Genomic DNA, 9,730 nt, shown 5'->3' with positions numbered 1-9,730 from the left:
AAACGCCCGGTTACATTCCGAACCCGGAAGCTAAGCCTTACAGCGCCGATGGTACTGCAGGGGGGACCCTGTGGGAGAGTAGGACGCCGCCGAACAATTTGTGGGAAAGCCCCGTGCCATTGGCACGGGGCTTTCTGCGTTTAAGGTCGATGCATGCGCTATGACCTCATCATTTTCGACAACGACGGTGTCCTCGTCGACAGTGAGCCGATCTCCAATCGGCACCTGGCCGCCTACCTCACGGAGCTCGGGCACCCGACCTCCTACGAGGAGTCCATCCGGGACTACATGGGCTCCGCCATGCACCGCGTCCACGACCTCGTCGAGGAGCGGACCGGGCAGCGGTTGCCGGCGGACTTCGACGACGTGTTCCACGCCCGGGTCTTCGCCGCGTTCGAAAGGGAGTTGAAGCCGGTCGTCGGAGCCATGGACGTGCTGGAGAAGCTGACCGCTGACGGAGTCCCGTACTGCGTGGCCTCCTCAGGAAGCCACGAGCGGATCCGGGTGGGGCACCGCACCGCCGGTCTCGACCGCTGGTTCGACGACGAGCGGATCTTCAGCTCGCAGGACGTGGGACGGGGCAAGCCGGAACCCGACCTGTTCCTGTACGCGGCCGAGCGGATGGGCGTGGCACCCGAGCGGTGCGTGGTCGTCGAGGACAGTCCCCTGGGCGTGCGGGCGGCGGTCGCGGCCGGCATGGACGTGTACGGGTTCACCGCGATGACACCGGCGGCGAAGCTGGCCGCAGCGACACGACTCTTCGACGACATGCGGGAGTTGACCGGCCTGCTGCACACCCGGAACTGAATCCGATTCAGCTTTGACCGGATCTACCCACCGGTACCCCCGAGCCCTACGCTCGCCGCCATGACTGATGTGCTGCGGCGCGGCAGGGCCTCGCTGGCGTTCAGCTTCCTCGTGCAGGGCGTCGCCTTCGCTCTGCTCGTGACGCGGATCCCCGCCATCCAGGACCGGTACGGGGTCTCCGACGCGCTGCTGCCCGTCTTCCTCGCCGCGGTTCCGATCCTCGCCGGCATCGGCAGCGTGACGACGGAACGGCTCGTGAAACGGGTTCCGCCCAGCCGGGTGCTGCGGTGGTCGCAGCCCGTGGTGCTGCTCGCGCTGCCGGCGGTGGGCGCCGGGCGGCACATGGCCGGGCTCGCCGTGGCGCTGGCCGCGTTCGGACTGGCCGTGGGGGCGCTGGACGCGTCGATGAACATGCTCGGGGTCAGCCTGCAACGGGCGTACGGGCGGAGCATCATGCTCAGCTTCCACGCCGCCTACAGCCTGGGCGGGATCATCGGGGCGTCGCTGGCGTGGGTGGGGGCGCGCGGGGACGTGGCGCTGTGGGTGTCGTACCTGCCGGTGGTGCTGGTGCTGCTGCCGGCCGCGTTGGCCGGCAGCCGCTGGTACGTCGACAGGGGCGGCGGGCCGGCGGTCCCGGAGGAGACCAAGGGCGCGGGCGCCGGCGCTTCCGCGGGCCTCACCTGGATGCTGCCGCTGTGTCTGGTGATGACCGTGGCGTACATCGGGGACTCGACGGTCTCCAACTGGAGCGCGAAGTACCTCCAGGACGTGCTGGGCGGTTCGGAGCAGCTGGCGACCGTTCCGTACAACGTCTACATGGTCACCACGCTGCTGGGGCGGACCCTCGGGGACGTCGGGGTCCGGCGGTTCGGGGCCGTGGCGGTGGTGCGGGCGGGGGCGCTGGTGGCGGCGGTGGGATTCGCCGTGGTGGCCGGGGCTCCCGGTGCGTGGGTGGGGATGCTGGGGTTCACGCTGCTGGGGCTCGGACTGTGCGTGCTGGTGCCGGGGACCTTCGCGGCGGCGGGGCGGCGGGCCGCCGAGCGGGGCGGCCCGGGCGCCTCGGACGCGGCGATAGCGCGGCTGAACGTCTTCAACTACGTGGGTTTCCTGATCGGCTCGCCCCTGGTCGGGGCGCTCGGCGACGCGTGGAGCTACCGCGGGGCGATGCTGGTGCCGATGGTGTTGGTGCTGGTGACCCTGGTGTACGCCAAGTCGTTCGCATCCGAACCGGACCGATACGGTGGCGGGCATGAGCGGCCGCGCACAGCTGATGTGGGACGAGGCAGTAACGGGCTATGACTTCGGCCGGGAGCATCCGATGGATCCGGTCCGGCTCGCGCTGACCCGGAGTCTGGTCGGTGCCTTCGGCCTGGACCGTGAGGTGAAGGTGGTCGCGGCGAAGGCGGCCGGGCCCTCGACGCTGCGGCTGGTCCACCGGGAGGACTACATCGAGGCCGTGCGGGCCGCGTCGGCGGACCCCGCCGCCGCCGACCAGTCGTACGGGCTCGGCACGATGGACGATCCCGCGTTCGCCGGGATGCACGAGGTGTCGGCACTGATCGCCGGGCAGTCCGTGGGCGCCGCGGAGGCCGTGTGGCGGGGTGAGGCGCTGCACGCGGTGAACTTCGCCGGCGGGCTGCACCACGCCATGCCCGGTGCCGCCTCCGGCTTCTGCGTGTACAACGACGCCTCGCTCGCCATCGCCCGGCTGCTGGAGCTGGGCGCGGAACGGATCGCGTACGTCGACGTCGACGTCCATCACGGGGACGGGGTGCAGGCGGCGTTCTGGGAGGACCCGCGGGTCCTGACGATCTCGCTGCACGAGCATCCGCGGACCCTGTTCCCGCAGACCGGGTGGCCCGAGGAGACGGGCGCGGGCAGCGCGGAGGGCGGAGCGGTCAATGTCGCCCTGCCGGCCGGCACCGGGGACGCGGGATGGCTGCGGGCCTTCCACTCGGTCGTGCCGGAGCTGATCGCGGACTTCCGGCCGCAGGTGCTGGTGACCCAGCACGGGGCCGACACGCACTTCGAGGATCCGCTGGCTCACCTGGCGGTGTCGCTGGACGCGCAGCGGGCGGTGCAGGTGGCGTGCCACGAGCTGGCGCACGAGTACGCCGACGGGCGGTGGGTGGCGCTGGGCGGAGGCGGATACGCGGTGGTGGAGGTGGTGCCCCGGTCCTGGACGCATCTGGTGGGCATCGCCGCCGGGCGGCCCGTGGAGCCCACCGCGATGATCCCGGAGGAGTGGCGGCAGCAGGTCTACGCCCGGACCCGGCAGCCGGCGCCGCGGCGGATGACGGACGGGCGGTGGCCCGTGTCCTGGGCCGCGTGGGACGAGGGATACGACCCGGCTGACCGGCTCGACCAGGCGATTCTCGCGTCCCGGCGCGCGGTGTTCCCGCTGCGGGGGCTGCTGCCGTAGCGGCCCGGCGCCGCTGTCCGTTACGCCAACCGTGCGGTGTCGGTCCCGTTCCGGCCGCGCTCCGCGTCCGCGTGGCGCAGCATCGCTTGCGTGCTGCTGACCACCGACGGCCTCCGCGGGCATCTTCTGGCTGCCCGGATCGCCGGGGTGGTGGGCACCACCCGCGAGGAGAGCCTGCGCAGTTACCGGCTGTTCGCGGCCCGGGATCCGCGGCTGCTGATCGGGCTGGATCCCGAACGGGCATGGAGCGAACGGGACCTGGTCGCGCTGATGGCGGAGAAGTGCGGAGTTCCGGCAGACCCCGGGCGCGTGTCGGGCCATGATGTGATCGACCCCGGACGCACCCTGGCGGCGCTGGACGCCTGTGCGGAGCGGCTGGCGGTGGCTGCGGAGCGTGGTGTCCCGGTGCTCCTCGGGACGGGTCATCCGCACCGGCTGCTCGGTTTCTACGCCGCTCTGGCAGACGGTTTGTCGGCGGCGGGATGTGCTGTCCTCACTCCGGCGCAGGGTCGCCGTGTCGACATAACGACCCGGTTCGGTCTACGTACGTGCAACCTCGACTACGTACGGGGAGTCGGGCTCGTCCGGAGCGCGACCTCCCGGCGCTCCGGTGGTGAGCCGGGCGCACACACGCACTCCCCCCTCCCGGTTCGGACCGCGCTCGCCGCGGCGGCCGACGCCGGCGGGCCGCTTCCCGAGTTGGTGATCGGCGATCACGGCTGGGTCTGCGGGGCAGGTCAGCTGGGGTTCGAGGCCGTCGGGCCGGCGGACGTGAACGACCCGGCGCCGTTCGTCGGGGAGGCCGAGGGGGTCGTCTCGGTGGCCGTTCCACTTGATGACGGCGTGCGATCCGATGACTACCTGCCACTGGCCCGCTACGTACTCAATCGAGCGTGTCTGTCACAGTAGGCCGCCGATGGGTGCACCTCTTCCCCACTCGCATCACCCGCCCCTACATTGGGGAGTGAGCACGCAACGACGAAGAGTCACCGGAAGGGGAAGCCGGTGGCCGTCGAGTGCGGAAGGTTCAGGTGTGTCATGGCTGCAGCTGGCGAGAGGCCTCTGAACGAGGTTCAGTTCCTTACCGTGGCGGAAGTCGCCTCGGTGATGCGAGTGTCGAAGATGACCGTGTACCGGCTGGTGCACAGCGGTCATCTGCCCGCGATCCGGGTGGGGCGGTCGTTCCGCGTCCCGGAGCAAGCGGTTCACGAGTACCTCCGCGAGAGCTACGTGGGGGTGGAAACCGCCTGACGGCGCGCCGGGGAGACCCGTACAGGGCACTCGCGGGCCTCTCCGGTCACCTCGATTACGACCTCAGCGCTCGGGCGGGTAGGCTAGCCCCTCGTAGGTCGTGTGGGCCCATGGCGCCCAAACACCGAGTGATGAGAAGTGAGCGAGGGTAGTCGTGGGCTCTGTTATCAAGAAGCGGCGCAAGCGGATGGCTAAGAAGAAGCACCGCAAGCTGCTCAAGCGCACGCGCGTTCAGCGTCGCAACAAGAAGTAAGCGACAGCGCGGAAGCGTGTCCAGTGGCCCCCCACCGCGGTTCGGTGGGGGGCCACTGCCGTGCCCGGGTCCGGAGGGCTTCGTCCGCGCGGCCGGGGCACTCGTTCCCCTGCCGGTCCGTGCGTGGGTGCGGCCGGTCCCGGGGTGCGTACGTCCGGGGCCGTCGTCACTTCAAGCATCTGGTCGGCACCGCAGAGCGACGGCGACCCGATAGGTTGGCCGTCGGGAGCAGGGCGAGAGGAAGGCGCTGATCTTGGGAAGGGTCGTGCTCGTGACCGGGGTGGCCCGGCAGCTGGGGGGCCGGTTCGTCCGGCGGATCCAGCGGGATCCCGAGGTGGACCGGGTCGTCGGCGTGGACGCGGTCCCGCCCGAGCACCATCTGGGCGGCGCGGACTTCGTCCAGGCGGATATCCGGCAGCCCAGCATCGGGCGGGTGCTCGCCGAATCGGGTGCGGACACGGTCGTGCATCTCGACGTGACGGGGACGCCGTTCGGCAGCGGCAGCCGGACCGCGCTCAAGGAGACCAACGTCATCGGCACCATGCAGCTGCTGGGTGCCTGCCAGAAGTCGCCGAGCATCAAGCGGCTGGTCGTGAAGTCCAGTACGAACGTCTACGGTTCGGCGCCCCGGGATCCGGCGGTCTTCACCGAGACCACCTCGGCCAAGTCGCTGCCCAGCGGCGGCTTCGCCAAGGACACGGTGGAGGTCGAGGGGTATGTGCGCGGCTTCGCGCGGCGCCGCCCCGACGTCGCGGTGTGCGTGCTGCGGTTCGCGAACATCCTGGGTCCGGCCGCGGACAGTCCGCTGGCGGCGTACTTCTCGCTGCCGGTGCTGCCGACCGTGCTGGGCTACGACCCCCGGCTGCAGTTCGTGCACGAGGACGACGTCATCGAGGTGCTGCGGATCGGCTCGCACGAACCGGAGCGGGGCACGCTCAACAGCGGAACCTTCAACATCGCCGGTGACGGTGTGCTGCTGCTGTCGCAGTGTGCGCGGCGGCTGGGCCGGCCCACCGTGCCGCTGCTGCTTCCCGCCGTCACCTGGGTGGGCTCGCTGGTGCGTACGCTGGGGATGACGGACTTCTCACCCGAGCAGATCCGGTTGCTCACCCACGGGCGGGTGGTGGCGACGGACCAGATGCGGGAGACGCTGGGCTTCACCCCGAAGTACTCGACTGCTGAAACGTTTGCGGACTTCGTGCGCAGCCGTGGTCCCGGGCTGCTTCCGCCGGAGGCCCTGGCGGGGGCCGTCGACCGGATCGCCGCGCTGCCCCGGCCGGGCGGCGGACACTCCCCTACGCAGAGCGCCAACTGAGGAGCGCAGCAACGATGGCGGACGCCAAGGTCATTCCGTTCGACGACGACCACCGTTCCCGTGGGGGTGGCGCTCAGCGCCCGTCGCGCCGCCGAAGTGCGGGCAGCCGGCGCCAGGGGGGCGGGCAGCCCGCGGCGGTCGGTGCGGTCCAGCCCCTGCCGGGCGTCGCGTCCGTGCCGGATGATGATCCGGTGACCGATGAGGACGAGCAGCCCCAGGAGCCGGCCGCCGGGAGGGACGGCGGTGGTCTGGAGCGGCGGGTCGCGGGCGGTCTGGCCTTCCTGCGCCGCCGGCTCACCGGTGACTACGAGGTCGACGACTTCGGTTACGACGAGGAGCTCACCGACCAGGTGCTGATGTCGCTGCTGCGTCCGCTGTACGAGAAGTACTTCCGGGTCGAGGTGAAGGGCGTCGAGAACATCCCGTCGGAGGGCGGCGCGTTGATCGTCGCCAACCATTCGGGGACGGTGCCGGTGGACGGTCTGATGATGCAGGTCGCCGTCCACGACCATCATCCGGCCGACCGTCATCTGCGGCTGCTCGCGGCGGACCTGGTGTTCGTGCTGCCGGTGGTCAACGAGCTCGCCCGGAAGCTCGGGCACACCCTGGCCTGCGCGGAGGACGCCGAGCGGCTGCTGGCCCGGGGGGAGCTGGTGGGGGTGATGCCGGAGGGGTTCAAGGGCATCGGGAAGCCCTTCGGTGAGCGGTACAAGCTGCAGCGGTTCGGGCGGGGCGGGTTCGTCTCGACCGCGCTGCGGCAGGGGGCTCCGATCATCCCGTGCTCGATCGTCGGCGCGGAGGAGATCTATCCGATGATCGGCAACGCGAAGACGCTGGCGCGGTTGCTGGGCTTTCCGTACTTCCCGCTGACGCCGACGTTTCCGTGGCTGGGGCCGCTGGGGGCGGTGCCGCTGCCGACGAAGTGGACGATCCAGTTCGGTGAGCCGATCCCGACGGACGGCTATCCGCCGGAGGCGGCGGAGGACCCGATGCTGATGTTCAACCTGACCGACCAGGTCCGGGAACAGATCCAGCACACGCTGTACAAACTGCTGGTGCAGCGGCGGTCGGTGTTCTTCTAGGCGGCCGGCCGCACGTCGATCCGTCTGTGTGCGTCCCTGGGGGCGCCCCTCGTGGTGAGGGGCGCCCCCACGGCTATTCCGCGTCTTCGGCGTCGATGCCCAGGCCCGGCAGGAGACCGGGCAGGAGGGGCGGGAGCGTGACGTCGGGGGCGGGGGACCGAGTGACGGAGCCCGTGGGCGGAGAGGTGGGGGTGCCGCTCTCCTGGGGCGGGTCGAGCAGGCCGCCCGTGTTGCCGCCGAGCAGTCCCTCGTCCTCACGGCCGGTGTCGGCGGAGCCGGAGGGGGCGGCGCTGCGGGAGCCGCTGCCGCCGGTGCCGCCGTCGTCGGGGCCGGGGGACTGCGAGGGACCGGCCTCGGTGGTGTCGCCTGGAGTGGACTCGGAGCCGCTGTGCCGGGTCCCGTCGCGGGCCTTGTCGCTCGGGGGCTGGGGGAGCAGGGACCGCAGCGGGGCGACGTCTTCGTCTATGGCGTCGAACACCGACGAGACCTGCTGACTGACGTCTCCCAGTTGCACCGGGAGCCGGTCGCGCAGGGTGCCCCAGGTGGCGCGGTGTGCGTGCGAGAAGGAGGAGAGCGCCTGCATGGGGCCCAGGGAGTCCGGGTTCCGCTCGTAGGCCTCGCGCAGCAGTCGGTGGCCCTCGGAGGCGTCGTGCCGCATGCCGGAGAGGGCGCGGCGGACCTCGCCGAGTGATTCGTGGTCGAGGGGGCCGCCGCGGTCGCGTTCCATGAGCCGGCGGGCTTCGCCGAGCCGGGTGGAGGCGTGGTCGAGGTGGACCCGGCCGCGCTCGTCGCTGCCGTCGGCGAGGCCGAGTTTCACGTCCTCGATGCCGCGCTTGAGCCCGTAGAGGGAGTCGCCGGGCAGGGCGTCGGAGCTGGCGACGGCCACTCCGCCGAAGGCGCCGGCGGCGACGCCGACGGTGAGGCCGCCCGCGGTGAGTCCTTTGGCAAGCCGTGACCGTGGCCGCAGCTTGCCCAGGGGGGTCGCCCGGTGCGTGCCCCGGGCCCGGCGCGCACGCTGTTCGGGTAGGGCCTGATCCGTCGCCTCGCCCGCCGCGGTGCCCTCCTGGAGCATGGCCTCGAACGCGGCCACCAGCTGGGCCCGCTGTACGACCTTGACCTCGGGGTCCAGTTCCGGCTTGGGCAGCGCGCCGAGGCCCGAGGTCAGCGCGAGCAGTCGTGCCTGCTGGCGCTCCGCGGCGGCCGGTGCCGGTGCCGGTCCTTCGGACTGCTCGGCCGCCGCGCCCCGGTCGGACTGCTCCTCCAGGGCCTGGGCGAAGGCGTTCGCCCGCCGGTGCGCCGATACGTTCGCGATCACTGGCGGCACCTCCTCTCGTCATGACGGTCGACTCCCCAGGGGGTCCTGAGGGTTCCCCGCCCCGACCAAGACCACACGATCGGGTGATCGCGGTCGGTCGGCGGGTGACCACAGGGAGCCTGTATCCCGCACAACGAGCGGCACGGCACTTGGGTTACGGAGGTGGCGCGGCCGAATGTGGAAGTCAACCGGGTTTCACGTTCTGTCAGTTGGCTGTCGCGGAGCGTGCCCCGCCCGGCGGGCGGGGGCGCGCGGTCCGGTCAGCGGGCGTCGTCCGGGAGGAGCCGAGCGAGCGTGCGGACGGCCCGGTACTGGAGGGTCTTGATGGCGCCCTCGTTCTTGCCCATCGCGCGCGCGGTCTCGGCGACGGACAGACCCTGGAGGAACCGGAGCGTGACGCACTCCCGCTGTTGGGGGTTGAGCCGTCGCACGGCATCGAGGAGGGCGGCGTTGGACAGGGACTCGAGAACGGAATCCTCGGGGGAGCGCTCGACCTCGTTGGCGTCGAGCATCTCCCCGGTGGTGACCTCGAGGCGGAAGCGGCTGGACTTGAAGTGGTCGGCGACGAGGTTGCGGGCGATGGTCACCAGCCAGGCGCCGAAGTCGCGGCCCTGCCAGGTGAAGGTGCCGATGCGGCGCAGCGCCCGCAGAAAGGTCTCGCTGGTCAGGTCCTCGGCGGTCGCCTTTCCGCCGACCCGGTAGTAGATGTACCGGTACACGGTGTCGCTGTACTGGTCGTAGAGCCGTCCGAAGGCTTCGGCCTCGCCGGCCTGGGCGCGCTCCACGAGGTCCATCATCCGGGCACTGTCGCTGTCGGCGGCGGGGCGGCGGGTGGTGGTCGCACGCCCCCGTCTGCCGACGGCGGCGGTGCCCATGCCCTCGGCGAGGGCGTAGCACGGGCCGGCGGGGGCGGTGGCGAATGCCGGGACGGTGTGCGCGGTGGGGACGGCGGCGCGCAGCATGTCTCGGGCTGTCGCGACGGTTGCGCGCAGCGTAGCCAGGCCCGAGGCGTCAACCCCGACGTGTGGGTACACGGGACTCCCAGAGGCAGAGCTTTCGATCACGTGCAGTACATGCAGTGCGGGGCCGTTCACCCGTCGTAGCGACGGGTTGGTCCCGGATTGCGTCTGAGGAGAATAACGCTTCGTGCAGGGCCTGCTACGCCGAGTTGCTCAAATCGCCGATTACGTCGCTTCCGTAACCGGTTGACGTTCGTTCAAGTGATGTTTGGTGAACGGTTGCTGATCGGAAGGTTTCGTATTGGGGGTGGGAGCGGGGCGAGTTG

10 protein-coding genes and 1 rRNA gene are annotated in these 9,730 nt (G+C 71.1%); 9 read left to right on the top strand and 2 right to left on the bottom strand.

Annotation, left to right across the window (positions count from 1 at the left end; translation table 11 throughout):
- The 9 genes from rrf to ACZ6A9_RS04300 form a co-directional block, all read left to right on the top strand.
- Window positions 1-95 (top strand): 5S ribosomal RNA (gene rrf, locus ACZ6A9_RS04340); the annotation flags it as partial.
- 58 nt (window positions 96-153) lie between these two features.
- On the top strand, window positions 154-807 hold the full coding sequence (locus ACZ6A9_RS04335; protein ID WP_468977874.1) for an HAD family hydrolase: 654 nt from the start codon (window positions 154-156) through the stop codon (window positions 805-807).
- 60 nt (window positions 808-867) lie between these two features.
- On the top strand, window positions 868-2,106 hold the full coding sequence (locus ACZ6A9_RS04330; protein WP_468977870.1) for an MFS transporter: 1,239 nt from the start codon (window positions 868-870) through the stop codon (window positions 2,104-2,106).
- On the top strand, window positions 2,057-3,229 hold the full coding sequence (locus ACZ6A9_RS04325; protein WP_468977867.1) for an acetoin utilization protein AcuC: 1,173 nt from the start codon (window positions 2,057-2,059) through the stop codon (window positions 3,227-3,229). Before ACZ6A9_RS04330 ends, ACZ6A9_RS04325 begins: the two co-directional genes overlap by 50 nt.
- 93 nt (window positions 3,230-3,322) lie before the next feature.
- Complete coding sequence (locus ACZ6A9_RS04320) at window positions 3,323-4,138, top strand: phosphatase (RefSeq protein ID WP_468977977.1); 816 nt, start codon at window positions 3,323-3,325, stop codon at window positions 4,136-4,138.
- A 129-nt stretch (window positions 4,139-4,267) separates the two neighbouring features.
- Window positions 4,268-4,480, top strand: coding sequence for a helix-turn-helix domain-containing protein (locus ACZ6A9_RS04315; protein WP_004984898.1), 213 nt, complete (start codon window positions 4,268-4,270; stop codon window positions 4,478-4,480).
- Between the two features lie 154 nt (window positions 4,481-4,634).
- The gene (locus ACZ6A9_RS04310; RefSeq protein WP_003948845.1) at window positions 4,635-4,733 is read left to right on the top strand and encodes a 30S ribosomal protein bS22; all 99 of its coding nucleotides are present in this window, start codon (window positions 4,635-4,637) and stop codon (window positions 4,731-4,733) included.
- 253 nt (window positions 4,734-4,986) lie between these two features.
- Entirely contained in the window at window positions 4,987-6,048 is a 1,062-nt protein-coding gene (locus ACZ6A9_RS04305; RefSeq protein ID WP_468977865.1) for an NAD-dependent epimerase/dehydratase family protein, read from the top strand.
- Window positions 6,049-6,062: 14 nt separating this feature from the next.
- Window positions 6,063-7,130, top strand: a complete 1,068-nt coding sequence (locus ACZ6A9_RS04300; protein ID WP_468977862.1) for a lysophospholipid acyltransferase family protein — start codon at window positions 6,063-6,065, stop codon at window positions 7,128-7,130.
- A gap of 73 nt (window positions 7,131-7,203) precedes the next feature.
- On the opposite strand, the gene ACZ6A9_RS04295 is transcribed toward ACZ6A9_RS04300, so the two are convergent.
- The gene (locus ACZ6A9_RS04295; protein ID WP_468977859.1) at window positions 7,204-8,445 is read right to left on the bottom strand and encodes a DUF5667 domain-containing protein; all 1,242 of its coding nucleotides are present in this window, start codon (window positions 8,443-8,445) and stop codon (window positions 7,204-7,206) included.
- Between the two features lie 260 nt (window positions 8,446-8,705).
- Entirely contained in the window at window positions 8,706-9,479 is a 774-nt protein-coding gene (locus tag ACZ6A9_RS04290; RefSeq protein ID WP_468977856.1) for an ECF subfamily RNA polymerase sigma factor, BldN family, read from the bottom strand.
- Between the last annotated feature and the right edge of the window lie 251 nt (window positions 9,480-9,730).

Source organism: Streptomyces sp. NPDC041124 (genome assembly GCF_055592385.1).
The sequence above is the reverse complement of the archived record's forward strand: the minus strand, read 5'-3'. Positions and strand labels throughout refer to the sequence as shown.